26 protein-coding genes are annotated in these 25,523 nt (G+C 67.2%); 14 read left to right on the forward strand and 12 right to left on the reverse strand.

Features of this window, described 5'->3' with window-relative positions; translation table 11 throughout:
• Positions 1-57 precede the first annotated feature (57 nt).
• The 3 genes from NWF34_RS13940 to NWF34_RS13950 all read left to right on the forward strand — a co-directional run bounded on the left by NWF34_RS13940 (position 58) and on the right by NWF34_RS13950 (position 2,723).
• The gene (locus NWF34_RS13940; protein ID WP_258325317.1) at positions 58-414 is read left to right on the forward strand and encodes an ESX-1 secretion-associated protein; all 357 of its coding nucleotides are present in this window, start codon (positions 58-60) and stop codon (positions 412-414) included.
• The gene (locus tag NWF34_RS13945) at positions 414-1,370 is read left to right on the forward strand and encodes a C40 family peptidase (RefSeq protein WP_024497219.1); all 957 of its coding nucleotides are present in this window, start codon (positions 414-416) and stop codon (positions 1,368-1,370) included. Before NWF34_RS13940 ends, NWF34_RS13945 begins: the two co-directional genes overlap by 1 nt.
• A 78-nt stretch (positions 1,371-1,448) precedes the next feature.
• A complete protein-coding gene (locus tag NWF34_RS13950) occupies positions 1,449-2,723 on the forward strand; it encodes a hypothetical protein (protein WP_024497218.1) in 1,275 nt (424 codons plus the stop codon).
• Positions 2,724-2,819: 96 nt separating this feature from the next.
• On the opposite strand, the gene NWF34_RS13955 is transcribed toward NWF34_RS13950, so the two are convergent.
• Genes NWF34_RS13955 through NWF34_RS13965 form a run of 3 tightly spaced genes read right to left on the reverse strand, consistent with a single transcriptional unit; the run spans position 2,820 to position 5,673 of the window.
• The gene (locus NWF34_RS13955) at positions 2,820-3,929 is read right to left on the reverse strand and encodes an adenosine deaminase (protein ID WP_024497217.1); all 1,110 of its coding nucleotides are present in this window, start codon (positions 3,927-3,929) and stop codon (positions 2,820-2,822) included.
• The gene (locus tag NWF34_RS13960) at positions 3,926-5,272 is read right to left on the reverse strand and encodes a thymidine phosphorylase (protein WP_024497216.1); all 1,347 of its coding nucleotides are present in this window, start codon (positions 5,270-5,272) and stop codon (positions 3,926-3,928) included. The genes NWF34_RS13955 and NWF34_RS13960 overlap by 4 nt, the downstream gene beginning before the upstream one ends.
• Positions 5,269-5,673: a cytidine deaminase gene (locus NWF34_RS13965; RefSeq protein WP_024497215.1), complete on the reverse strand. Its 405-nt coding sequence runs from the start codon at positions 5,671-5,673 to the stop codon at positions 5,269-5,271. Before NWF34_RS13965 ends, NWF34_RS13960 begins: the two co-directional genes overlap by 4 nt.
• A gap of 225 nt (positions 5,674-5,898) precedes the next feature.
• On the opposite strand from NWF34_RS13965, the gene sdhC reads away from it, so the two are divergent.
• Genes sdhC through NWF34_RS13985 form a run of 4 tightly spaced genes read left to right on the forward strand, consistent with a single transcriptional unit; the run spans position 5,899 to position 9,328 of the window.
• Positions 5,899-6,303 carry a succinate dehydrogenase, cytochrome b556 subunit gene (sdhC, locus tag NWF34_RS13970; protein WP_051349539.1) on the forward strand — a complete coding sequence of 135 codons (405 nt, stop codon included), beginning with the start codon at positions 5,899-5,901 and terminating at the stop codon, positions 6,301-6,303.
• Between the two features lie 12 nt (positions 6,304-6,315).
• Positions 6,316-6,771, forward strand: a complete 456-nt coding sequence (locus NWF34_RS13975; RefSeq protein ID WP_024497213.1) for a succinate dehydrogenase hydrophobic membrane anchor subunit — start codon at positions 6,316-6,318, stop codon at positions 6,769-6,771.
• Between the two features lie 14 nt (positions 6,772-6,785).
• A complete protein-coding gene (gene sdhA, locus NWF34_RS13980; RefSeq protein WP_024497212.1) occupies positions 6,786-8,540 on the forward strand; it encodes a succinate dehydrogenase flavoprotein subunit in 1,755 nt (584 codons plus the stop codon).
• On the forward strand, positions 8,540-9,328 hold the full coding sequence (locus NWF34_RS13985) for a succinate dehydrogenase iron-sulfur subunit (RefSeq protein WP_024497211.1): 789 nt from the start codon (positions 8,540-8,542) through the stop codon (positions 9,326-9,328). Before sdhA ends, NWF34_RS13985 begins: the two co-directional genes overlap by 1 nt.
• Before the next feature lie 64 nt (positions 9,329-9,392).
• Here the strand turns inward: NWF34_RS13985 and NWF34_RS13990 are convergent, their stop codons facing one another.
• Positions 9,393-9,947 (reverse strand): TetR/AcrR family transcriptional regulator, encoded by a 555-nt coding sequence (locus tag NWF34_RS13990; RefSeq protein WP_024497210.1) that lies wholly within the window; start codon positions 9,945-9,947, stop codon positions 9,393-9,395.
• Between the two features lie 172 nt (positions 9,948-10,119).
• Here NWF34_RS13990 and NWF34_RS13995 point away from each other — a divergent pair, with 172 nt between their 5' ends.
• The 4 genes from NWF34_RS13995 to NWF34_RS14010 all read left to right on the forward strand — a co-directional run bounded on the left by NWF34_RS13995 (position 10,120) and on the right by NWF34_RS14010 (position 14,309).
• A complete protein-coding gene (locus NWF34_RS13995) occupies positions 10,120-11,283 on the forward strand; it encodes a cytochrome P450 (protein WP_024497209.1) in 1,164 nt (387 codons plus the stop codon).
• A gap of 70 nt (positions 11,284-11,353) precedes the next feature.
• Complete coding sequence (locus NWF34_RS14000) at positions 11,354-11,764, forward strand: hypothetical protein (RefSeq protein ID WP_024497208.1); 411 nt, start codon at positions 11,354-11,356, stop codon at positions 11,762-11,764.
• A gap of 84 nt (positions 11,765-11,848) precedes the next feature.
• The gene (locus tag NWF34_RS14005) at positions 11,849-13,390 is read left to right on the forward strand and encodes an APC family permease (protein ID WP_024497207.1); all 1,542 of its coding nucleotides are present in this window, start codon (positions 11,849-11,851) and stop codon (positions 13,388-13,390) included.
• A complete protein-coding gene (locus NWF34_RS14010) occupies positions 13,380-14,309 on the forward strand; it encodes a universal stress protein (protein ID WP_258325318.1) in 930 nt (309 codons plus the stop codon). The genes NWF34_RS14005 and NWF34_RS14010 overlap by 11 nt, the downstream gene beginning before the upstream one ends.
• Before the next feature lie 27 nt (positions 14,310-14,336).
• Here the strand turns inward: NWF34_RS14010 and NWF34_RS14015 are convergent, their stop codons facing one another.
• Complete coding sequence (locus NWF34_RS14015) at positions 14,337-15,779, reverse strand: FAD-binding oxidoreductase (protein WP_258325319.1); 1,443 nt, start codon at positions 15,777-15,779, stop codon at positions 14,337-14,339.
• Positions 15,776-17,275, reverse strand: coding sequence for a gamma-aminobutyraldehyde dehydrogenase (locus NWF34_RS14020; protein ID WP_258325320.1), 1,500 nt, complete (start codon positions 17,273-17,275; stop codon positions 15,776-15,778). The genes NWF34_RS14015 and NWF34_RS14020 overlap by 4 nt, the downstream gene beginning before the upstream one ends.
• 110 nt (positions 17,276-17,385) lie before the next feature.
• Between NWF34_RS14020 and NWF34_RS14025 the strand changes: the two genes are divergently transcribed.
• The 3 genes from NWF34_RS14025 (at position 17,386) to NWF34_RS14035 (ending at position 20,616) form a co-directional block, all read left to right on the forward strand.
• On the forward strand, positions 17,386-17,850 hold the full coding sequence (locus NWF34_RS14025; protein ID WP_024497203.1) for an Lrp/AsnC family transcriptional regulator: 465 nt from the start codon (positions 17,386-17,388) through the stop codon (positions 17,848-17,850).
• A complete protein-coding gene (locus NWF34_RS14030) occupies positions 17,847-19,238 on the forward strand; it encodes an aspartate aminotransferase family protein (protein ID WP_258325321.1) in 1,392 nt (463 codons plus the stop codon). The genes NWF34_RS14025 and NWF34_RS14030 overlap by 4 nt, the downstream gene beginning before the upstream one ends.
• Positions 19,239-19,314: 76 nt before the next feature.
• A complete protein-coding gene (locus NWF34_RS14035; protein ID WP_258325322.1) occupies positions 19,315-20,616 on the forward strand; it encodes a D-alanyl-D-alanine carboxypeptidase family protein in 1,302 nt (433 codons plus the stop codon).
• Positions 20,617-20,635: 19 nt separating this feature from the next.
• Here NWF34_RS14035 and NWF34_RS14040 read toward each other — a convergent pair whose 3' ends face one another.
• From NWF34_RS14040 to NWF34_RS14065, 6 genes are all read right to left on the reverse strand, one after another.
• On the reverse strand, positions 20,636-20,947 hold the full coding sequence (locus NWF34_RS14040) for a hypothetical protein (protein ID WP_258325323.1): 312 nt from the start codon (positions 20,945-20,947) through the stop codon (positions 20,636-20,638).
• Positions 20,948-20,999: 52 nt separating this feature from the next.
• A complete protein-coding gene (locus tag NWF34_RS14045; protein WP_258325324.1) occupies positions 21,000-21,608 on the reverse strand; it encodes a 3,4-dihydroxy-2-butanone-4-phosphate synthase in 609 nt (202 codons plus the stop codon).
• 26 nt (positions 21,609-21,634) lie between these two features.
• The gene (locus tag NWF34_RS14050) at positions 21,635-22,144 is read right to left on the reverse strand and encodes a flavin reductase family protein (RefSeq protein ID WP_258325325.1); all 510 of its coding nucleotides are present in this window, start codon (positions 22,142-22,144) and stop codon (positions 21,635-21,637) included.
• A 22-nt stretch (positions 22,145-22,166) separates the two neighbouring features.
• Entirely contained in the window at positions 22,167-23,159 is a 993-nt protein-coding gene (locus tag NWF34_RS14055; protein WP_258325326.1) for a PDR/VanB family oxidoreductase, read from the reverse strand.
• Positions 23,160-23,232: 73 nt separating this feature from the next.
• Entirely contained in the window at positions 23,233-24,663 is a 1,431-nt protein-coding gene (locus NWF34_RS14060; protein WP_258325327.1) for a phenylacetate--CoA ligase family protein, read from the reverse strand.
• Positions 24,664-24,694: 31 nt separating this feature from the next.
• Positions 24,695-25,522 (reverse strand): SDR family NAD(P)-dependent oxidoreductase, encoded by an 828-nt coding sequence (locus tag NWF34_RS14065; RefSeq protein WP_258325328.1) that lies wholly within the window; start codon positions 25,520-25,522, stop codon positions 24,695-24,697.
• Between the last annotated feature and the right edge of the window lies 1 nt (position 25,523).

A 25,523-nucleotide genomic window follows, 5' to 3' on the forward strand; every position in this document is an offset into this window, starting at 1 on the left:
GTGAGCCGCGTCGGGTGTCCGATGGAACCGAACAGGCGTCCGCCGCGTCAGAATCCCATGAGCCCGCGATCCACGACCTCATCCGCCGCCCTCACGCCTCCCGACCACACCCCGGGTACCACACTGCGGACGGATTCCGCGGCACTGCAAGACTTTTCGTCAGCCCACAGTGCCGGCGGCGCTCTGCTCGGTGATCGTGCCGGTGACGAAGCGGCACTGGTCGACCTCGCGATCACGCTCGGGATCATCGGCGCGGAGTTCCTCGCCGCGGTGGTCGAGTTCCTGCAGATCCACCGGCGCAGCATCGAGACGACCGCGGCACGTCAGGAACAACTGGCGTCGGCCACCCGGCGCGCCGACGAAGGCTACCTCGACTGCGACTGCGCGGCCGCCGACCGGGAGTTCACCCTGTGATGCCCGGTGTAGAGCTCTTCATCGAACCGTTGCGCCTGCTCGTCGGCGCACTCGGCACCGGCGTCCTGGCGCCGGGCAATCCGGCACAGACGATCCGGTCCGCCGCGTCGGCCGTCGACGCCGCGCGCCGTGGGTCGGTGGCGGCCACCGAAGCCGTCCGCCCGCATTGGGAGGGGTCCGGCGCGGACGCCGCCACCGACGCGGCCGTCGGACTGCAGCAGAGCATGGGCGCGCTGACGGGTGACGCCGACGAATTCGCCCGCCTCGTCGAGAGCGCCGGGAGCAAGGTCCGGTCGGCGTCGACCCAACTCGGCGCCCTGGTGGATTCGCTCGAACGTCGTGCCCGCGCGTTCGGGAGCGAATTGTTCACGCCGGCCGGACTGCTGACGATGCTGCCGGTGGCGGCCGAGCACCTCGGACGCGGCCTCGAGATCGTCTCCCGCACACGCGCCGACCTCCGCTCCGACACCGACGCGATGGCTTCCCTGGGCCGACGGATCGCGCCCGCCGCGGTCACGACCGCCGCACCGCCGGGCGAGCGGCATTCGGAATCCCCGGCATCCGGACGCGTGCCGATCACCCTCCCCGACGGTTCGGTGGCGTACGCGCCCGACGAGCGAGCGGCGAAAGCCGTCCGGGCGGCGTTGAGTCAGCGTGGTGTTCCCTATGTCTGGGGCGGGACGACGCCCGCCGGATTCGACTGCAGCGGTTTCACGCGCTGGGCGTATCGGCAGGCCGGCCTCGAACTCCCCCGCCTGGCCCAGGATCAGGACACCGCCGGATTCCGCGTGTCCCGGGCGCAATTACAGCCGGGCGATCTCGCCGTGTGGTCCGGCCACGTGGCGATGTACATCGGCAACGATCAGATGATCGAGGCCGGCGATCCGGTGGGTGTCTCACCGGTTCGGACCGCCAATCTGGACCAGACCTTCGAGGGATTCTTCCGGCCGCGGTGACGATGCGGCGCGAGTACCGTTCGGCGTCTGTGGGGGCACTACTGGATCCACGGCGATCAATCGCTAGGCTGTGTCCCCATGGCCGGAGACATCGTCCCGATTGAGCTCGGACTCACCGACGGAAACAGCTTCACCCTGTGGGCACCCCGCTGGCGGGAGGGTGACGACGAGTGGGAGGCGTTCCTCGGTCTCGACGAGGATCTCTACGTCTTGCCCGGCGTCGCCGAACTCGCGGCCTTCATCCGCACCAACGACGACAACGACCTCGTCGAGCATCCGGCGTGGCCGACCATCGTCGGCGTGCAGGCCGACGAGCTGGTGCCGGACGAGCGCCACACCTACGACCTGGTGGGCGTGCCGGAGCTGGCCGCCGAGGACCCGACCCCTGAGGTCATCGCCGAACTCGAGGACGCACTCGAGATCGTGCGCATCCTGGGTGAGGTCTGCGAGCTGACCGCGATCACGAAGTTCTTCAACGGCAACCCGATCCTGGGTGCGGTCACGACCGGCACGCGCAACTTCGAGGGCCGCGAGGGCCTCGACCTGTGGGTGCGCATCGGACGTCTCATCGCGAAGCACTGGGACGACGTCCTCGACGCGATCGACGAGGTCATCACCACGCCGAAGGTCGACGCCAAGGCCGTGGAGACCGCCGAAGCCGAACTCGAGGCCGCCGCCTCCGCGGAGGACGAGGACGAGCCGGAAGACGACGACGACATCGAGATCGTCGAGTCCGCGGACGACGAGGCCGAGGACGAAGACGACGAAGACGAAGAAGATGAGGACGACGATTACGACGACGACGATTTCTGGGCGTCGGTCGGCATCGACCCGATCAAGATCGTCACGCGCGGCAACGAGTACCTGACGCTGCGCTGCTACCTCGGCGACGACCCGGTCTTCCTCGGCGCCAAGGGCAAGATCTTCGTGTTCACCTCGGCGCGGGCACTCTCCCGCTTCCTCGCCGACGACAACAGCCATGACCTGTCCGACCTGTCGACGTTCGAGGACATCCGCACCGAGGCGACCAACGGCTCGCTCGAGTTCGACGTCATCGACGACAACGTGTACGTGCTGCCCGGTCTCGCCGAGGACATCGCCGACGGCCCGCGCCGCATGGACCGCGACCAGCTCGACCTGGCCGTCGAACTGTTCAGCGACGCAGCCGACTACGCCGGCGACGACACCGTCAACGAGGCACTGGGATCGTCCACCCCCCTCGGCTGGTTCGTCGACTACACCGTCAACCCCGACCCGAAGCGGATGGCCCCGAGCGGACCGTTCGACAACGAGGCCGAGGCGTGGCGCGCACTCGAGCACGACTTCGAGAACCGGCTCGTCAAGAAGGGCTGATCCGCCGCCGGCCGAGTAGGCCCGAGGGGGTACCCGAGGGCCGTCATCCCCGCCGGCCGAGTAGGCCCGAGGGGTTACCCGAGGGCCGTATCGAGGTCACCCCAGCAGCACCGCGTAGCCCGGCTTGATCACGTCGTCGATGAACGCCAGACGTTCGTCGAAGTGGATGAACGCCGACTTCATCGCGTTGACCGTGAATCGCTCGAAATCGGCCCAGCCGTAACCGAACTGATCGGCCAGCAGTCCGAACTCCTTGCTCATCGTGGTGTCACCCATGAGCCGGTTGTCGGTGTTCACCGTGACGCGGAACCGGAGTCGGGCCAGCACGTTGAACGGATGCTCGGCGAGTGACGCGACCGCGCCGGTCTGCACATTCGAACTCGGGCACAGCTCGAGCGGAATCCGCTTGTCGCGCACGACGTTCGCGATCAGGCCGAGCTTCGCGCCGGCGAAGGAATGGGCGGCGAGGTCAACGCCTTCGGGGAGTTCGATGTCGTCGAAGACCCGCACGCCGTGCCCGAGACGGTCGGTGCCGCAGAAGCCGATGGCCTCGTGGATCGACGGCAGGCCGAACGCCTCGCCCGCGTGGATGGTGAACGGCGCACTGTTCGCCCGCATGTACTCGAAAGCATCGAGATGACGGGTCGGCGGGTGGCCGGCCTCGGCGCCCGCGATGTCGAAGCCGACGACGCCGCGCTCGCGGTAGCGCACCGCGAGCTCGGCGATCTCCCGCGACCGTGCCGCGTGACGCATGGCGGTGACCAGACATCGCACGCTGATGCGCTTTCCACGGTCGGCGACGATCCGCTCGCCGTCGGCGAAGCCACGCAGAACCGCTTCGACGACCTCGTCGAGCGTGAGCCCGGCCTCGAGATGCTGTTCGGGTGCGTAGCGGACCTCGGCGTACACGACGTTGTCGTCGGCAAGGTCCTCCACACACTCACGCGCCACCCGTTCGAGAGCATCGGCGGTCTGCATGACGGCGACGGTGTGGGTGAAGGTCTCCAGATAGCGCTCGAGGGACCCGCTGTCGGCGGCCTCGCGGAACCAACGCGCGAGCCCGGCCGCGTCGTCGACCGGCAGCCCGTCGTAACCGACCTCGTGCGCGAGTTCCAGGACGGTCGCCGGCCGCAGCCCGCCGTCGAGATGATCGTGGAGAAGCACCTTGGGCGCGAGGGTGAGGTGCGCCGGATCCAGCGTCGTCATCTTCTGAACCTAACGGAATCGATGATCAGCGGCCGGTCGCCGGCGCCGCGCCTGTCGGTGTCCCCGTCCTCGATCCGCACCGCACCGTCGAGGCTCGAGCGCGCGCCGGCGATCCGTTCCTCATCCTGGGTGTGCAACGTGAACAGCGGTTGACCGGCGCGGATGGGATCGCCGGGTTTGGCGTGGATGATGACACCCGCCTCGGCCGAGACCGATTCCCCCGGTTTCGACCGTCCGCCGCCCAGCCGCCACGCGGCGTCCCCGACCGCGCGCGCGTCCATACCCGCCACGATGCCGTCGCGATCGGCGGTGACCACGTCCTGGTGCCGGGCGACCGGCAGCGGAACATCCGGGTCGCCACCCTGCGCGGCGATCATCGACCGCCAGGAGTCCATCGCCCGGCCGTTGGCGAGGTGCGATGCCGGGTCGGCGTCGGGCAGACCCGCGGCGTCGAGCATCTCCCGGGCCAGTGCCAGGGTCAGTTCGACGACGTCGGCCGGCCCACCGCCGCCGAGCACCTCGACCGACTCGGCGACCTCGACCGCATTGCCGACCGCCAGGCCCAGCGGAACGCTCATGTCGGTGATCAGCGCCCGGGTGTCGACCCCCGCGTCGTGTCCGAGTTCGACCATCGTCGACGCCAGTTCACGCGCATCGGATTCGTCGGGCAGGAAGGCGCCCGAGCCGGTTTTCACGTCGAGGACCAAGGCTCCGGTGCCCTCGGCGATCTTCTTGCTCATGATCGAGGTCGCCAGCAGCGGGATGGACTCGACCGTCCCGGTGACATCCCGGAGCGCGTAGAGCTTACGGTCGGCGGGTGCGAGATCCGCGCCCGCGGCACAGATGACCGCACCCACCCGCTCGAGCTGGGCGAACATCTCCTCGGTGCTCACCTCGGCCCGCCAGCCGGGGATGGATTCCAGCTTGTCCAGGGTGCCGCCGGTATGACCCAGGCCGCGGCCGGACAGCTGCGGAACCGCGACTCCGAAGGATGCGACCAGAGGCGTCAGGGGCAGCGTGATCTTGTCCCCGACGCCGCCCGTGGAGTGTTTGTCGACGGTGGTGAGGGGACGTCCGTCGCGGCGAAGGCCGGTCAGATCCATCCGGCGTCCGCTGTCGATCATCGCCCGGGTCCAGGTCGCGATCTCCCGCCGGTTCATGCCGCGCAGGTAGATGGCCATCAACAGCGACGACATCTGTTCCGGCGCGACCTCGCCGCGCGTGTAGCCGTCGACCACCCAGGCGATCTGCGCGTCGCTGAGCTCGAAGCCCCCACGCTTGGTGGCGATCACCGAGACGGCGTGGATGACCTCGTCGCTCGCAGCCTCGAGCGAGGAGGTCACGAGACGACCTCCGCGATGTCGTCGGGACCGAACGCGTCCGGCAGGAGGTCGGAGAGCGGACGCGGACCGGCGGGGTGGTCGACGAGGAGTTCGTGGCCTCCGTGCTCGAGGAGGACCTGCCGGCACCGCCCGCACGGCATCAGGATCTTCCCGGAGGCATCGGTGACCGTCACCGCACGCAGGGACCGGTCACCCTGTGAGATCAGCTGCGCGACCAGCGCGACCTCGGCACAGATACCCAGGCCGTATGAGACATTTTCCACATTGCAGCCGGCCACGACACGCCCCTCGGAGGTGACGCCCGCCGCCCCCACCGGGTAGTGCGAGTACGGCGCGTAGGCACGGGACAACATTTCAGTTGCACTGTGTCGCAGGACATTCCACGGTATTTCGGTATGCACGCCCACCTCCTGGCAAATGGTGTAACCAACCGGACATGCGCAATTCATCGCCGCCAAAGCTTGGGTAAGGCAAACCTAAGTCGTAATGTCTTGTGCCTCAGATCGGTTCGGGCAATTTATCACCGCAATGGGCATGGGTTTAGAGTCTCTTGTCATGGGTCCATGGTCGAGTCGGAGCATGCCGATTCGACGCGTCCATCGACGATGTTGGAGGCCACTTTTCCGATGAGCACCTCGACCGAAGTCGCACCTGACCCGGTGCGTCGACGTTCCCTGTACCGCGGCGACCCGGGCATGTGGTCCTGGGTCCTGCACCGCATCACAGGCGTCACCATCTTCTTCTTCTTGTTCGTACACGTGTTGGACACCGCGGTCATCCGCGTCGATCCCAACCAGTACGACGAGATCATCGAAACCTACAAGACCCCGATCATCGGTCTCATGGAGATCGCCCTGGTCGCGTGCGTCCTGTTCCACGCCTTCAACGGCGTGCGCCTGATCCTGGTGGACTTCTGGGCCAAGGGCCCCAAGTACCAGCGTCAGATGCTGTGGGTCGCCATGACCCTGTTCGTCGTCGTGTTCGCCGCCGGCGCCGTCCGCCTGCTGCAGATCATGTTCAGCCACCTGTAGGAGACACCAGAGATGACCACCTCGGAAGCCACCGGTGTCGCGAAGACCCTCGGCAAGGAACACGACCGTCCGGCCAGCCTGGACAACCCTCGTTCGCCCCGCAAGCCCAAGGGCGGGAACTTCGAGAAGAACGCATGGATGTTCATGCGCTTCTCCGGCCTGATCCTCGTCTTCCTGACGATCGGCCACATGTTCATCATGCTCGCCTGGGACGGCGGTGTGCACCGCATCGACGCCTCGTTCGTCGCCGCGCGGTGGAGCTCCCCCGGCTGGCAGATCTGGGACCTGACCATGCTGTGGTTGGCCCAGCTGCACGGCGGCAACGGTGTCCGCACCGTCATCGGCGACTACTCGCGCAAGGACTCGACCCGCTTCTGGCTCAACGTGCTGCTGGCCGTGTCGATGATCCTGACCCTCGTGCTGGGCACCTACGCGATCCTCACCTTCGACGTCAACAGCGTCGGCTAAAGGAGACCAACAACATGCAGGAACACCGCTACGACGTCGTCATCGTGGGCGCCGGCGGCGCCGGGATGCGCGCGGCGATCGAATCCGCACCGCGCGCCCGCACCGCGGTTCTGACCAAGCTCTACCCCACCCGCAGCCACACCGGCGCGGCTCAGGGCGGCATGTGCGCCGCGCTGGCCAACGTCGAGGAGGACAACTGGGAGTGGCACACCTTCGACACCGTCAAGGGTGGTGACTACCTCGCCGATCAGGACGCCGTCGAGATCATGGCCAAGGAGGCCATCGACGCGGTGCTCGATCTGGAGAAGATGGGTCTGCCGTTCAACCGGACCCCCGAGGGCAAGATCGACCAGCGTCGATTCGGCGGGCACACCCGCGACCACGGCAAGTCGCCCGTGCGTCGTGCCTGCTACGCCGCCGACCGCACCGGTCACATGATCCTGCAGACGCTGTACCAGAACTGCGTCAAACACGACGTCGAGTTCTTCAACGAGTTCTACGCCCTCGACATCTGCCTCACCGAGAACGAAGACGGCGAGCAGGTCGCCACCGGCGTCGTCGCCTACGAACTCGCCACCGGCGAGATCCACGTCTTCCACGCCAAGTCGATCGTCTTCGCGACCGGCGGCTCGGGCCGCATGTACAAGACGACGTCCAACGCCCACACCCTCACCGGTGACGGCATGGGCATCATCTTCCGCAAGGGCCTGCCCCTCGAGGACATGGAGTTCCACCAGTTCCATCCGACGGGCCTGGCCGGCCTCGGCATCCTCATCTCGGAGGCCGTGCGCGGTGAGGGCGGCATCCTGCGCAACGCCGACGGCGAGCGCTTCATGGAGCGTTACGCCCCCACCATCAAGGACCTCGCGCCCCGCGACATCGTCGCCCGCTCGATGGTTCTCGAGGTACTGGAGGGCCGCGGTGCCGGACCGAACAAGGACTACGTCTACATCGACGTGACCCACCTCGGCGAGGACGTCCTCAACGAGAAGCTCCCCGACATCACCGAGTTCGCGCGCACCTACCTCGGCGTCGACCCGGTCACCGAGTACGTGCCGGTGTTCCCGACCTGCCACTACGTCATGGGTGGCATCCCGACCAACGTCGACGGTCAGGTGCTGCGCAACAACGACGAGGTCGTGCACGGTCTGTACGCCGCCGGTGAATGTGCCTGCGTGTCGGTGCACGGAGCCAACCGCCTCGGCACCAACTCGCTGCTCGACATCAACGTCTTCGGTCGCCGCGCCGGTATCGCCGCCGCCGAGTACGCCAACAACGCGGAGTTCGCCGACCTCCCGGAGAAGCCGACCGAGATGGTCGACGGCTGGCTGGAACTGCTCCTGTCCGAGCACGGCCACGAGCGCGTCGCCGACATCCGGACCGAGCTGCAGGCGTCGATGGACGCGAACGCCTCGGTGTTCCGGACCGAGGAGACCCTCAAGCAGGCGCTGACCGACATCCACGCGCTCAAGGAGCGGTACGCCCAGATCAAGGTCCACGACAAGGGCAAGCGTTTCAACAGCGATCTCCTCGAGGCCATCGAGCTGGGCTTCCTGCTCGAGATGGCCGAGGTCACCGTGGTCGGCGCACTCAACCGCAAGGAATCGCGTGGCGGCCATGCACGCGAGGACTACCCCGATCGTGACGACGTGAACTACATGCGTCACACCATGGCCTACAAGAAGGGCACCGACCTTCTCTCGGACATCGAGCTGGACTACAAGCCCGTGGTGCAGACCCGTTACGAGCCGATGGAGCGTAAGTACTGATGACATCTGTTCTGGACAAGCCCGCACCCTCCTCCGACGAGCCGCCGCTGCCCCCGGTGCCCGACGAGGCCACCATGGTCACGCTCAAGATCTTCCGGTTCAACCCGGAGAATCCGGACGCCCAGGGCTTCGAGAGCTTCCGCGTCCCGGCGCTGCCGACCGACCGTCTGCTCAACCTGCTGCTGTACGTGAAGGGCTACCTCGACGGCACCCTGACGTTCCGCCGCAGCTGCGCACACGGCGTGTGTGGTTCCGACGCGATGCGCATCAACGGCGTCAACCGTCTGGCCTGCAAGCTCCTGATGAAGGACATGCTCCCCAAGGACAAGTCCAAGGAGATCACCATCACCGTGGAGCCCATCAAGGGTCTTCCGGTGGAGAAGGATCTCGTGGTCAACATGGAGCCGTTCTTCGACGCGTACCGCGCGATCAAGCCGTTCCTGATCACCTCGGGCAACGAGCCCACCCGTGAGCGCATCCAGAGCCAGAGCGACCGCGCCCGCTTCGACGACACCACCAAGTGCATCCTCTGTGCGTGCTGCACCACGAGCTGCCCGGTGTTCTGGACCGAGGGTTCCTACTTCGGCCCCGCCGCGATCGTCAACGCGCACCGCTTCATCTTCGACAGCCGTGACGAGGGCGCCGTCGAGCGTCTCGACATCCTCAACGACGTCGACGGTGTGTGGCGCTGCCGCACCACCTTCAACTGCACCGACGCATGCCCCCGTGGCATCCAGGTCACGCAGGCGATCTCGGAGGTCAAGCGCGCACTGATGTTCTCGCGCTAGAGGATTCAACGCTTTTCTCTGCAGCCCGGCAACGGCCCGCACCGATTTCGGTGCGGGCCGTTGCTCATCCGGGCGCCCTGCCGTGGAAGACGCCCGCGACGATCGAGTCCACCAGCTCCGCCTCCTCCTCGGGCGCGGCGGGCCACAGCAGCATCGTGAGCACCGACCGGATGGCGAACCGCGCGGCGACGGTGTCCTCGGGGTCGATGCCGATGAGTTCCGCGGCCACGGCCAGCACCGTCGGCGACGCGAGCACGGTCGGGGTCGACGCAATGAGGTTCGCCGGACGGAGGAACTGGCGGATCACCCGGTCCCCGCGCAGTGCGCGGAGCGCAGCGGTGATCGCGATCCGCGCACGCTCCACGCCTGCGGTGCCCGCCGCCTCGTGGCGGATCGACTCCAGGACCGGGGCGGCGGTCGACGACAACACCGCCTCGACGAGCGCCGTGCGGCCACCGGCATGGCGGTAGATCGTCGCGCGCGAGCAGTGCGCGCGACGAGCCAGTTCGTCGACGCTGAACGCCTCGAGTCCACGCGCGGCGATGAGCGCGGCGGCATGGGAGACGAGCCGCCTTCGTGCCGCCTCACCACGATCGTCGCCCACGAGCCAGTCCGACATCCCACTCCCTCCGTCGCCGATTCTCATCATGAGACAGATAACCCCTCCGTGAGGCCCTTTTCACCCAGGTCAGGCCCCATCTGTGAGACACGGCGACCCGCAACGGCAGACCCCGCGTATCGACTTCGTAGGAATCGTTGCCCCCTGCATGCCGGTCGGCGACGCTGAGAGAATGCTCGCACTCGACGATCCCGCCTTCCTGTCGCGCTTCCACAGCGGATTCCCGGTCCAGCGGATCGGCGACTCCCCGTTCTTCGCCGTCGGCTCCTGGGAACTCATCGCCGACGTGGTGCGCCGACCTCAGGAGTTCTCGTCGAACCTGACCGCCACCATGGTCTGCCACGAGGACGGGTCGGTCTCGGAGTTCCCGGTGGCCGGCCTCGGCGACGCGATGCACGTACTGGCGACCGCGGACGGTCCACGGCACCGGCTCCACCGGTCGCTGGTCATGCCGTCACTGACGCCGGCACGTATCCGTGCGATGGAGCCCTATGTCGCCGAGGTGGTGGACACCGCGTGGACCGAGGGACTGAACGGGAACACGATCGACTGGACAACCGCTGTCGCACAACGTGTCCCGATAACGGTGGTCACCGAACTGCTCGGTCTCTCACACGACGACGTCGGCGATCTCGCCCACTGGGCGGGCGCAACCAATGTGCTGATCGACGGCGTCATCACCCCCGGTCAGCTCACCACCGCGACCACCGCGGTCGCCGAGCTCACCGCCTACCTCGGCGAAGCGCTCGATCGGGCGCGCGACGACGACCGGGCAGGCACGCCGGGACGAGGCGTGCTTGCCGACATCGCGTCGGCCGTCTCCCGTGAGGACCTGGATCGCCCGTCTGCGGTGATGATCCTCCTGCAACTGGTCGCGGCGGGCTCCGACTCCACCGTCAGCCTCCTGACCAGCGCCGTCCGGATGCTCACGCAGTATGCCGACGTCGCCGCGCGACTCCGTCGCGATCCCGGGCTCATCCCGGCCTTCGTCGAGGAGACACTGCGCCTGGATTCCCCCTTCCGCGGCCACTTCCGGCATGTCGTGACAGACACCACCCTCGGCGACACCCACCTTGCGGCCGGCTCCCACGTCTATCTCATGTGGCGCGCGGCCAACCGTGATCCCGAGCATTTCGACGCCCCGCCGACCTTCGACCTCGACCGTACTACCGCCCGGTCGGGACACGGCTCGCACCTGGCATTCGGCAAAGGACTCCATCTGTGCGTCGGTGCCGCCCTGGCCCGCCTGCAGGGCCGCCTGGCGATCAACCGATTGCTCAGCGCCACAACGGATTTTCGGCAGACCGCGGCGATGGAGCTGACACTCGTTCGGTGAACCGTGGAACCGCCCGGCGTTCGGCTGCGTCCAACGAGAACCCAACCAGCCCGCCGAACGGAGCGCCGACGTGGTCCGAGTCCTGTACTTCCGCCTTCTACTCACCGTCCTGGTCAGCACAGCGCTGTGCCTGGCGGTCTTCTCACCCGCAACGGCGTCGCCTCCGGACGAGCCGGACACCCACCGGATCACGATCACCTTCACCTCCGACCGGCAACTCAACGGTGCCGCCGTGTGGTTCGACGCCGACGGCCGGCTGCGAACGCAAACCGACGTCCCGCTCGCACATCAGGACGGCCGGACGAAGCTGTGGTCGGCGACCCTGGTGTACACGAGACCTTCGCCGCGCGAACCACTCGATGCGCTATTCCAATCCAGCGGAACCTTTTCCAGATGTGAGATCCGGGTCGACGCCGTTCTCGTGGCCGACGACACGGTACGCGGACCGCACCCGACGAGCAGGTGCCGACCACGCAATTGAGCCGGGTTTCGAACTTACCGAGAGGAACCGGAACGGAGAATCGTACGCTGGCTCTCGTCATGGATACGTGAGCGGAGAACGGGCATGTCGGAGCGCATCGAGGCCGGATCGGTCGGAGCCGACGCGGGCACGTCCGGCATCATCGAGAACCCGGGAAGCAAGGGACTTCGGGCCGGATCGATCGGGCTGATGGGAAACGTCATCATCGGCTTGTCCGCTGTCGCACCGGCTTACAGCCTTGCCGCCACCCTCGGCTACGTGGTCGACAACGTTCGCGACAAGGCACCGGCGATGTTCGTCCTCGCGTTCATCCCGATGCTGCTCGTGGCCTTCGCCTATCGCGAGCTGTCCCGCGACACCCCCGACTGCGGCACCACCTTCACTTGGGGCACAAAGGCTTTCGGTCCATGGATCGGCTGGATCGGCGGCTGGGGTCTCGCGGTTTCGGCGATCATCGTGCTCGCCAATGTCTCCGAGATCGCCGCGCTGTACCTGTTCCGGTTCCTCGGCCTGGACGGTCTGGCCGACAGCTCGATCGCGAAGATCCTGCTCGGGAGTGTCTTCATCATCGGGATGACCTGGATCAGCATCCGCGGCATCGTGATCAGCGAACGCATGCAGGCGATCCTGATGTTCATCCAGTTCGCGGTGCTCATCGTCGCGAGCGTGATCGCCCTGGTCAAAGCGGGCACGGGCCGGGCCGGAGCGCAAGCGATCGACCCCGAGTTGTCGTGGTTGTGGCCGGACGGCCTCGATCAGTCGCAGATCGCGGCGGCGGTGATCCTGTGCATCTTCATCTACTGGGGATGGGATGCGTGCCTCGCCATCAGCGAGGAGACCAAGGACCCCGACAAGACCCCGGGACGCGCCGCCGTGCTCACCTGTCTGATCCTGGTCGCGACCTACGTGCTCGTCGCCTACGCCGTCCAGTCGTTCGCCGGCTTCGGCGACACCGGGATCGGACTGGGGAACGAGGCGAACGCCGAGGACGTGCTGACCATCCTCGGCGATCCGGTGGCGGGTGCGGTCATGTCCTCGGCACTGCTGTTGACCGTCTGCGTCTCCGCATTGTCCTCGACCCAGTCCACAATCCTGCCCACCGCACGGAGCAGCCTTTCGATGGCCGTCTACAAGGCGCTCCCCGACAGGTTCGCCTCCATCCATCCGCGCTACATGACGCCGGCCTTCGGTACCGCCGCGATGGGCGCCGCGGCGCTCACCTTCTACCTGGTCCTGTCATTGCTCAGCCAGGACACGCTCGCCGACTCCATCTCCTCCCTCGGACTGGCGGTGGCGTTCTACTACGGGATCACCGCCTTTGCCTGCGTCTGGTACTTCCGGTCGACCCTGTTCGGCTCCGCCCGGAACTTCTTCCTGCGCGGCCTTCTCCCACTCCTCGGCGGAGTCGCGATGGCGGCGGCCTTCATCCGTTCGGCGATCGACATGATCTCGCCGGACTACGGCGCCACCTCGGTCGGCGGTATCGGAGGTGTCTTCGTGCTCGGCGTGGGCATGCTGGTCCTCGGCATCCCCCTGATGCTGGCCTGCATCGCCCACAACAGTGACTTCTTCCGGGGCAGGACACTGACCGCGACCACCGAGGTGAAGGTTCCCGATGTCCACTGACGCGACCGTGCCCCGGCCCGAGTCGGAGACCCCCGACGAGGAGACCAGACCCCCGACCACTCCGCGGCTCACGGTCGGATACCTCGCGACGCCTTCCGGCGCCGACGGTGTCGTCCTGGCCGTGGCGCTCGCACGCGTCACCGGGGCGACGATCGACCTGGTGTGCGTGGTACGGCCGGTCCCCTACGACGGCCGGCCCGGTCTCGCCCAGTATCAGCAGCGCATCGAGGCGCAGGCCGCCGAATGGCTCCGCGAGGGGGCTGCACTCATCCCCGCGGGGTTCCCCCATCGCACCGTCGTCACGGTCGACGACTCCTTCGCCGGCGGGCTCGCATCGCACGCGCTCGCGACGCAGGCCAGCATGATCGTCGTCGGCGGCACCGGCGACGGTCTGCTGCGTCGCCACACCCTCGGCACCGTCAGCAACGAACTCGTCCACTCGTCGCCGGTTCCGGTCGCCCTGGCACCACGCGGATATGCCGACCGGGTCGATGCGGTCCTCGACACGGTGACCGTCGCTGTGCCGGTGAAGCCCGGCACCGACAATCCGCTCCCGTTCGCCGAGAAACTCGCCGAACGCGCCAAACTCGACCTCCGGCTGCTGTCCCTGGTCTCCCTCGAGTCCCCCTTCGACGACGACTCGTCGCGTGACGCGCGGACCGCGCAGATCGCCGTCGCGCGTGAACTTCTCGACAAGACCCGCGCCGAGGTGAACGCCGAACTCGCCGTCGATGTCCTCGTCGCCGACGGCGCCACTCTCGACGAAGCACTCGCCAACCTGCCGTGGGACGCCAACGACATCGTCGCCGTCGGTTCCGGACACCTGGGATCGTCCAACCGGGTCTTTCTCGGCAGCACCGCCTCACGCATCCTCCGGTGGACGACGGCACCGGTCATCGTGGTCCCCAAGAACAGCTGAGAACCAGACCTGCCGAGCAGGAACGGGTCAGCTGTCGAAACCCAAGCCGACCTTGTCCAGCAGCGTGAGCCACGCACCCCGACGGCCGTTCCGGCGTTCGCTGCGCGCGATCTGATGCCGGGTGACGGTGATGCCGGCCCACCGAACCGGCTCCGGTGGGAACGGTAACGGCTTGCGGCGCACCATCTCCAGGGCGGTCCGTTCGGTCTGCCGACCGTCGACGAGGTCGAGTGCGGTCGCGGCCGCGAAATGCGAGGCACCGACGCCGAGACCGGTGAAACCCACCGCCGTCACCACGTGCCCGTCGTGGGAGGTGTCCCAGAAGGCGCAGAACCTCGAGCAGGTGTCGATCACCCCGCCCCACGTGTGCGTCGCGGTGATCCCCTCGAGTTGCGGGAACATCTGCAGCAGGTGCTCGCCGAGCAGCGCCCACTCACCCGGGTGATGCGCGCGACGCGGATCGTCGTCGGAACCGAAGTGATACGGCGCATCCCAGCCGCCGAACAGCAGCCGGTTGTCCGCGGTGAGCCGGAAGTAGTGGAAGCGTGGACCGCTGTCGGCGAGTCCCTCGCGCCCGGACCAGCCGAGCGAGGCCAGCTGGTCGTCGGACAGCGGTTCGGTCATCAGCGCGTAATCCCACACGGGGACGGTGTAGAGACGCAGCCTGCGGACCAGCGACCTGCTCGCCGACGTCGCGACCACGACCCGGCTTGCGCGCGCCCGTCCGTATCCCGTTCGGGCGCAAACCTTGCCCGACGAACCATGGCCCGACGAACCGCTGGACAGTCCCAGTACCTCGGTCTCCTCGTGGATCCGTACCCCGAGCCGTTCCGCGGCGTCGGCGAGACCGAACGCGAGTTTTGCCGGATCGATGAGCATCACCTCGGGGTCGTAGAGGACGCCCCGGACCATGGGCGAGTCGACGCGTTCCCGCGCCGCGGACGCGTCGAGCAGCACGAGCTCCTCGCCGAGCGCTCGGCCCGCGGCCGCGGTCTCGGCCAGTGCGTCGTACTGCCATCCGGTGGTGGCGAGGTCGAGTTCTCCGGTGCGCTCGACGTCGGCGTCGATGCCCAGGCGGGCCAGCGTGCCCTCGATGGCGTCGAGTGTTTCGCGCCCCATGCGCAGCAGCGTCGGCATCTCGTCGCGGAAACGCTGCAGACCGTTGCCGAGCCCGTGCGTGAGGCTGGCGGCGCAGAAGCCGCCGTTGCGTCCGGACGCGTGTTCGGCGATCCGGTCGCGTTCGACGAGCACGATCGTCCGAGACGGATCCCGTTCGGCCGCTTGGACCGCGGTCCACAGCCCGGTGAGGCCACCGCCGATCACCAGCAGGTCGGCGGTGACCTCACCGACGAGTCGGGGCCGCGGTTCCGGACGGAGATCCCGATCGAGCCAGTAGGGACGGGCCGCGGCCTGCGCGACCATCTTGACGCCCCGGGAGGTCGGCTCGCGGGCCCACGTTCCGGTCGTCACACCGACCGACCTTCCGGGGCGAAGACCGTTCGGTGCCATTCCTTTTCGGCGACGCCGTGGATGTCGCTCATGACGTGCTTGATCAGCAGGTACTCGTCGAGGGAGTAGGTTGACATGTCCTTGCCGAAGCCGGAGGCGCCGTACCCGCCGTGCGGCATCTCGCTGATGATCGGGATGTGATCGTTGATCCAGACACAACCGGCGTGGATCTCGCGCGACGCCCGCTGTGCGCGATAGACGTCGCGCGTCCACGCCGACGCGGCGAGGCCGTACGGGGTGTCGTTGGCGCGACGGATCGCGTCGTCGTCGCCGGCGAAGTGGCTGACCGTGAGCACCGGTCCGAACACCTCCTCGCGGTAGATCTCCGAGTCCTCCGTGACATCGGCGACGAGCGTGGGCGGGTAGAAGGCGCCCCGGCCGTCGGGCACCGTGCCGCCGGTGACCACCCGGGCCCCGGCTGCCCGGGCACGCTCCACCATCCCGGCCACCTTCTCGCGGTGCCGTCGCGAGATGAGGGAGCCCAGATCGGTGGCGGGGTCGGTCGGATCGCCGATGACGACGCGCGACATGAGGTCCGCGACGCCGTCGACGAATTCGTCGTAGAGCGTGGGGGCGACGATCGCCCGGGTCGCCGCGGTGCAGTCCTGTCCGCCGTTGATGATCGAGGCCGCGACCGCACCGTGGATCGCTGCCTGCAGGTCGGCGTCGTCGAAGACGACGAACGGCGCCTTGCCGCCGAGTTCGAGCTGGACCCGTGCCCCGGTGGTGGCGGCCTGCGCCATCACCTGCCGGCCGACCGCGCTCGAACCGGTGAAGGTCACCATGTCGACGCCGGGATGTCCGGCCAGGTGGGCGCCGGCATCCGGACCGGTGCCGACGACGATGTTGAGAACGCCGTCGGGCAATCCGGCCTCGGTGGCGACGCGGGCCATCGTCAGCGTCGTCAGCGGCGTGATCTCGGCCGGCTTCAGGACCACCGCGCAACCGGCGGCGAGTGCCGGGATGACCTTCCACACCGCCATCTGCAGCGGGTAGTTCCAGGGCGTGATGGTGCCGACGACGCCGGCGGGTTCACGGCGGATCGACGAAGTGTGGTCGCCCGAGTACTCCGCACTCGCCTTGCCCTCGAGATTGCGTGCGACACCGGCGAAGAACTCGATGTTGTCGATCGATCCGGGGACGTCGAACTCGGTCGCGAGCCGGATCGGCTTGCCGGTGTGCGCGACCTCTTCGGCGACCAACACCTCGGACTGCGCCGCCAGCGCTCTGGCCAACGCGAGCAGGACACCCGCCCGTTCGGCCGGGGTGGCACGTCCCCAGGCCGGCTGCGCGGCGCGGGCACTCGCGATCGCGGCATCAACATCGCCGCGACCTGCGAGTTTCACAGTCGCAACCGGCCGATCCGTGGCAGGATTGACCACGATGTGATCGGCACCGGCCGAGTGATGTGGCTTACCGTTGATCCAGCCGGACGGGATGCTGGTTGGTGAGGACATACCCCCAGATCCTACCGGTGCCGTTGCGGATTCACGCGCCGAAACCGGACTTCAGTACGGTTTCCGTCGTCGATGTTGCGATCCACCACTAAATCCGTCACGATCGTGGGGTGGCTGACCCTGTATCCACACAGCTGGACGCAACCGCGAAGAAGATCATCGAGCTCCTCCAGGCCGATGGTCGGAGCAGTTACGCCTCCATCGGCAAGGCGGTCGGACTCTCCGAAGCCGCCGTGCGCAACCGTGTGCAGAAGCTCAGCGACAGCGGTCTCATGCAGATCGTCGCCGTCACCGACCCTCTCAAACTCGGATTCGCACGCCAGGCGATGATCGGCATCCGTTGCGTCGGCGACACCCAGGCGCTCGCCGAACGGCTCGCGGAACACCCCGAGATCGACTACGTGCTGCTGACCGCGGGGTCCTTCGACATCCTGATCGAGGTCGTCTCCGAGGACGACGACCATCTGCTCGAGATCCTCAACAAGAAGGTACGGGTGCACCCGGAGGTCGTCGGTACCGAGACCCTCGTCTACCTGAAACTCGTGAAACAGCAATACAACTGGGGAACCCGATGACAGTGACCGCCCCCTCTACGCCCCCGAACTCCGCTCAGTCGCTCGGCGCCCGCAGTGCAGCTCATCTCTGGGGACACTTCGCCCGGCACGGCGACGCCATCACCCCTCCGGTGATCACCCGCGGGGAGGGCGTCCGCATCTTCGACGATCGGGGCCGCAGCTACCTCGACGGCCTGGCGGGACTCTTCGTCGTGCAGGTGGGTCACGGACGCGTCGAACTCGCCGAGGCCGCAGCCCGGCAGGCCAAGGAGCTCGCCTTCTTCCCGCTGTGGTCGTACGCGACACCGCCGGCCATCGAGCTCGCCGAGCGGCTCGCCGCCTACGCCCCGGGCGATCTCAATCGCGTCTTCTTCACCACCGGTGGCGGCGAGGCCGTCGAGAGTGCCTGGAAACTGGCGAAGCAATACTTCAAGCTGGTCGGCAAACCCGGTAAGCACAAGGTGATCTCGCGTGCGGTCGCCTACCACGGCACCCCGCAGGGCGCACTCGCGATCACCGGCGTGCCGGCGCTCAAGGAGGCCTTCGAGCCGTTGACGCCCGGTGCGTTCCGGGTGCCGAACACCAACATCTACCGGGCGGACGACCACCTGTCCGATGACGCGAGGAAATTCGGCCGCTGGGCCGCCGACCGCATCGCCGAGGCGATCGAATTCGAGGGTCCCGACACGGTGGCGGCCGTCTTCCTCGAACCGGTCCAGAACGCCGGCGGATGCTTCCCACCGCCACCGGGCTACTTCGAGCGGGTGCGCGAGATCTGCGACGAATACGACGTCCTGCTCGTCTCTGACGAGGTGATCTGCGCATTCGGTCGCATCGGTTCGATGTTCGCCTGCGAGGACTTCGGCTACGTCCCCGACATCATCACCTGCGCCAAGGGCATGACGTCGGGCTACTCCCCCATCGGCGCGATGATCGCCAGCGACCGGCTCTTCGAACCGTTCCGCGACGGCACCACGACCTTCGCGCACGGCTACACCTTCGGCGGGCACCCGGTGTCGGCGGCGGTCGCACTGGCCAACCTCGACATCTTCGAGCGTGAAGCCCTCAACGACCACGTCAAGACCCAGGCCCCGGCGTTCCGCGCGACCCTCGAGAAGCTGTACGACCTGCCGATCGTCGGCGACGTGCGCGGCGAGGGCTTCTTCTACGGGATCGAACTCGTGAAGGACAAGGCCACCAAGGAGACCTTCACAGCGGCCGAATCCGAACGCATCCTCCGGGGCTTCCTCTCCACGGCACTGTTCGACGCCGGGCTCTACTGCCGCGCCGACGATCGCGGCGATCCCGTCGTGCAGCTCGCGCCACCGCTGATCGCGGGACAGGCCGAGTTCGACGAGATCGAGCAGATCCTGCGGTCGGTCCTCGGCGAGGCGTATTCGCTGCTGTAGTCCGCATGGCCGAACGTCGGACACGACGCGTTCGCACGTCCGGAGACCGCGTGGTTCCGCTGGTAACGTGCGATCGGTGACCTCGGGGTGGACTCGCCGGACCGCATCGGCACTCGTCGCCGCTGTTCTCGGGATGCTTCTGTGCATGTCCGCCGGGCCGGTCGGCGTCGGACCGGCCGGGGCCGTCCCGCTCCCCACCGGCACCCCGCCCGCCTTCAGCACTCCGGTCACCGATCACTGTCCGCACAAGATCGGCACGCCGCCGCCCGTCGACGAATCCGAGGCGGTCGCACCGGGTTCGACGACCCCGTCCTCGCTGCCCGTCCCGACACCCGCGATCGGGGGTGAGGATCTCTCGTACTGCGGCGTCGTCGCCGACCCGGCGGCTGGTCCCGTTCCGCCACGGCTGACCTCGGCCGGGTGGCTGATCGCCGACCTCGACTCCGGCCGCGTCATCGCGGCCAAGGACCCCCACGGGCGGTACCGGCCCGCGTCGACGATCAAGGTGCTGCTCGCACTCATCGCCCTCGACGAACTCGACCTCGACGCGACGGTCATCCCGACCGCGGAGGACTGGAGCACCGAGGGCGACTCGTGCGGGATGGGACCGGGCGGTCACTACACCGTCCGCGACCTGCTCACCGGCCTGCTCATGGTGTCGGGCAACGACTGCGCCAACGCCCTCGCCCGCGAACTCGGTGGCGTGGAGACCACGCTCGAGAAGATGAACGAACGCGCCCGCGAGCTGGGCGCCGCCGACACGCGCGCGGCGAGCCCATCGGGTCTCGATGCCGCCGGGATGTCCTCCTCGCCTTACGATCTCGCACTGATCTTCCGAGCAGCCATGGCGCAGGAGACCTTTCGGGAGCTCATCGCGAAGCCCACCTTCCGATTCCCCGGCTATCCGCGCCGACCAGACGTACCCGGCGACAAGGACCATCCGGCCTACGACATGTACAGCAGCAATCGGCTTCTCGTGGACGGCTATCCGGGCATGCTCGGCGGGAAGACCGGCTACACCGACGACGCGCGCAAGACCTTCGTCGGCGTGGCCGAACGCGACGGCCACCGCATCCTCCTCGTGCAGATGTACGGATTGTCGGTCGAGGGCGACATGTACTGGGATCAAGCGCGGGCGATGTTCGAATACGGCTTCCGTGCAGGTCCCGAGATCACCGTCGGACGTCTCGTCGACTCCACTCGTGAAGCGGCGGAATCCACTGCGCCGCGCGCCGCCTCGTCCCCGGATTCCCACCTCGCGAGTTCGGGTTCCGACACCGCCTCCCCGATGTCGGTGCGCGTCCTCATCGGTCTCGTCGCGGCGCTCGCCGCCGTGGTCTTGCTGCTGATCGGGCTGCGGTTGTTCGGCAGGCGGTGAGCTAGTCGCGGGGATGCCACTACTCCGCCGAGACGATGTGCGCGCGCAGGACTTTGCCGTCGGGATCGGTCCATCCCTTCGACGTCGCGAACGCGACCATCCCGCCGAATGACGTCCTCCACGCCTCGTCGTGTTCCCGCCCGGAGACACGAATCAATTCTTCGATGGAGATCCACGCGTGCTGCGTGCTTTCGGCGCGACCGAGTTGTCCCAGCGCTCGAGTGATCCCTTCCTGGGTCCACTCTCCATGTACCTCGACGTGGAACCTCCGCATATCGTCGGGCTCGGAAACCATCATGCGAGTCTCGGCCGGGAACACGACGATCCTCATGATTTACCTTTCTTCCATATCGATCGAGTGCCAACCGCTCAGCTGTCCGCAGTCATCGCAATGTCGACAACGGCCACGAGAGGCAGTCCGACAGTCGGACCGCATTCAGCCCGTACCGTCGGGCGAAGCGCTCGGACTCCGCCGCATCAGCTACCTCCGTCGGGTGTTCGACGCTCTCGAGTACTGCGTAGGCGCCGACGGGACTGCAGCCGGCGAGCTCGGCGATTGCGATCGACGCCTCGGCGAAATCAGCACCGTCAACACCCTCATCGGGGCCGCGGAGAGGTATGCCAACCGGAACCACGTGCCCTGGTCGGGTGAAGTCTGTGGTGGTCGATCCTGGATCCGCCAGCGCACGCAGTGTGCGTGCTCGGGCGGCGGCCGAGATGCCGGTGCCATTGTCCTTCGCATCGACTGTCACCCTCTGCCTACGACACCGTGTCGCGCTCGAGGGAGCTGTCTGAGGCAATCCGAGTCGTTCGCAGTCGGTCTCACCGAGTGCCACGCACACGAATCCGCCGGTGTGTCGGATCACGAAGGCGATCAGCTTCGTGGTCGCGTGTTCAGCGGCCAGGACAAGCGCGCTGTGTTCTACCGGAGTGGTGTCGTCGATGACGACCACCGCGCAGCCCTCGCGGATCGCCGCCGCTGCTTTCGACACCGACGTACGGTCAGGCATCACCGCCGTCATGACATGACCCCGTCCGATGCGGGCGCCAATCGATGGAAGCCACTGCGGTGGAGAACCAGCGGCGCGCTGGCCGGATCCGCGTCGAGGGTATGCACCCGTAACAGCACGAGCAGGTGATCGCCCGCGTCCACCTCGGCGTACACGGACGTCGTCAGCCAGCCGCTTGCGTCCCGCAGGACGATGCTTCCGTCGTCAAGGGAGTCCCAGTCGACGCCGGTGAAGCGGTCACCCTGTTTCATCGAGAGCGTCCGACAGACTGCACCGTGTTGTTCGGCGAGAATCGTGACCCCGAGTCGCGCTGACTCACGCAGGCTCGGCCACGTCTGCGACGACCGTTGGACGCACACCGACACCAGAGGCGGGTCGAGCGACACCGATGTGAACGTACTCGCCGCCATCCCCACCGGCCGCCCGTTTCGCATGGCGCACAACGCGACGACACCGGAGGGAAAGGCCCCGAACACTTCTCGGAGGCGGCTCGGACCGAGACCAGTCGGTTCTGTCATGGCTTCTCTCATCTCGAGCTCCTCACAGGTCGAGTACCAGGCGCGCCGTGCAGGCCCGGGATACGCAGGTCAATATCACGTCGCCGGCTTCGCGTTCGTCGTCGGTGAGCACGGAATCCCGGTGGTCAGGTACCCCGTCGAGTACGGGGGCTTCGCAGGTCCCGCAGGTTCCCTCACGACACGACGAGGAGACGATCACCCCGCCGGTCCGCTCGACGGCGTCGAGGATCGTCTCGTCGTGCCCGACGGTTACTGTCACTCCGGACATGCGGCATACGACCTCGAACGGAGTGTCACCAACGCGCGGCCCCAATGACTCGGCCGGGCTGAAACGCTCGGTGTGCAGGGACCCGCGCGGCCAGCAGGCCATCGCGGATTCGATCGCCGCCAGAAGCCCCTCGGGCCCGCAGCAGTACACGCCGACACCATCTCGCGGTTCACCGAGGATCCGCGGCAGGTCTATCAAACCGACCTCGTCCTGGGGGTACAGATGCACTTCGCCGCCGTGGCCAGCGAGCTCGTCGGCAAATGCCATCGATTCCCGTGTGCGCCCGCCATAGTGGAGGGACCACGGAATACCCCGCTCTTCGGCGTGGCGGAGCATCGGCAGGATCGGCGTCACCCCGATTCCCCCTGCCACGAACAGGTACTCTTCGGCGGCCTCGAGCCGAAATTGGTTGCGCGGTCCGCGAACCCGGGCGCGGTCGCCGCGAGATAGATTATGGGCGCGTTCGGACCCGCCGCGGCTCTCGCGTTCGCGCAGCACTGCAACTCGCCATGACGGCTCACCACGCAGTCCGCATAGCGAGTACTGCCGGATCACGTCGTCCCCGAGGTCGAGATCAATGTGCGCGCCGGGCGAGAAGTCCGGCAGCGCGGACCCGTCATCGGCGTGGAACCACAGACTCACCACGTCGACGCCCTCGAGGCGGACGTCGCCGACGACCACCGGGATCCACTGCGGGTCATCCGCTGTGCCTGCTGCCGACCCCGTCATCGCGTGAGCCTGGGTCATTCGTCATCACCAGGCCGGATCGAAAGGGGTCCCCGGGCCCCCGAGGAGTGGCAAGCTCGGAGACCGTCCACGGTCACCGGCGTACACCTCGTGCGTCGATGACACGGCGTGCCTTGAATGTGGTCGGCTCCAGAGTGCCCGGCGTGAGCACCTCGAACGGAATCCGGATTCCCAACCGTTGCTTGAGCACTGCCTCGGTGCGCCCGACGAGCTCAGCTCGGGCATCGGCACGTCGGCGGTCGTCCAGAGCGTGCCACGCCTCGTGTGTGGTGGCCGAGATCTCGGCGTGAACCGCGATCTCGTCCAGCGCCCCTTCGGTACAGACATGAATCCGGAATTCGGGGCCGAGTTCGGCGATCTGACGCAATGCCGTCTCGACCGCGCTGGGGTAGATGTTTGCCCCCCTGATGACGAGCATGTCGTCGAGGCGTCCGAGTACACCCTCGGGCATTCGCGGGTAGGTCCGGCCGCAGACGCACGGAGTGTCGTCGAGATAGGTCTCGTCTCCGGGCGCGAAACGGATCATCGGTTGGGATTCCCGCCACAGGTGCGTGTAGACCACGGCCCCGCGGTCACCGACCGGGATCGCCATGTTGTGGTCGTCTCGATCGACGACCTCGGTGTAGACCTCATCGGTGAACAGGTGGGTGCCGGTACCGGCCTCGCATCCGACGCTGGTCTGGAACGGGTACATCTCAGAGGTCGAGCCGGCGTCGGCTACCGTTGCGCCCCAACCCTCCTCGATGATGCGCCGTGTTCCAGGCAGACTGCCACCGGGCTCCCCGCCCACCAGCACGTGCCGCACCGAACTGGCGCGGAGATCAACACCCATGCGCTCTGCCACGGACAGCAAGTGGATGCAATACGACGGGGTCGCGCTGAACACCGTCGATCCAAGTGTGCCGATCATTTCTATGTGCTTCTCGGAATCGGTCACTCCCAGTGGAAAGACCGTGGCACCAATGCGTTCCACGCCCTGCAAGACTCCCCATCCGCCGAAGAACAAACCGAACGGGAATCCGATCTGCACGATGTCGCCGGGGCGCACGCCGGCACACCACTGCGCCATGGCGTGCACGTCGGCGGCCCGGTCCCAGTCACCGCGGGACACTGCATACATGGTCGGCGTTCCCGACGTTCCCGACGACCCGTGGATCCGCGCAATGCCATCGACGCCGAAATCCCTCGTGTACGAACCGAACGGCGGATGCTCTCGCTGATCGGCGACGAGCATCTTCTTGGTGATGATCGGCACTTTCGCCGTGAAGTCCGCGAGCGAGGTCACGTGTTCGGGCCGAAACCCGTGCTCGTCGTAGAGGCGCCGGTAGAACGGCAGCTGATCGTAGACGTAGCGGAGCTGGAGCTGTATCTGTTCGAGAATCCGCCGATCCCGTTCCTCGGGGTCACGGGTTTCGCGTGCCTCGTCCCAGTACCGTCGTGTTGCCGGTGAGGAAGTGGACTCACCGTCGGCGGCAGTGGCGGCAAGCGCTTGTGAAGGGGTCATCGATGTCTGTCCTTGACTGACGGAGGTGAATTCAGGCGGGTCGGCTGACCAGACCCTGTGTCTCGGCCACATCCCAGTACGAATGCAGACCGCGTACGTGCTGGCCGCCGTCGACGGGGATGAAGTGACCGGTGATGCGCGCGGCGCGCGCCGACATGAGGAACATGGCAACATCGGCGATGTCCGTGGCGTGCTGGTGACGGGCCGGGGCGATCAAGGTTCGATCGAGGAACTCCTGCCCGATCTGGCCGACGGTGAAACCCGCGCCGAGCGGGGTGTCGACCGTGCCTGGGCCGATCGAGTTCACGCGTATGCCGTACCGTCCCAGTTCACCGGCACTCACCTTGGTGAACTGCATGACTCCGGCCTTCGCGGCGCAGTAATGGCCGAGGCCGTCGGTGGCGGCCACAGCGTTCAGCGACGAGATGTTGACAATCGACCCCTTCTCGCCGGCATCGATGGCCTGCTGCGCGAAAGCCTGAGTACACAGGAACGTGCCCTTGAGAAGGGTATCGACGATGAGGTCCCAGTCCTCTTCAGTGCAGTCCCGGATGAGCGACAGGGATGCCGTCCCAGCATTGTTGACGAGGTGATGGACCGTCCCGAAGGTGTTCTGCGCCAGCTGGAATGCCTCACGAACATCTGACTTCACCGCCACCGAGCCCACGTGCCAGGCCACCCGGTCGGAGTTGCCGAGATCGGCAGCGGTCTCCTCGGCGTTCTCCTTGCTCTTCTCCAACACCACCACGTTGGCCCCTGCGTCGAGCAAGGCCGCGGTGATGGCCTTACCGATTCCGCTACCGCCCCCGGTGACGAGGGCGGTCCGGCCGGCGAAGTCGTCGTCGTGTTCGCGGGACACC

The sequence above is a fragment of the Gordonia sp. GONU genome (assembly GCF_024733855.1).
Classification (GTDB): Bacteria; Actinomycetota; Actinomycetes; order Mycobacteriales; family Mycobacteriaceae; genus Gordonia; species Gordonia amicalis.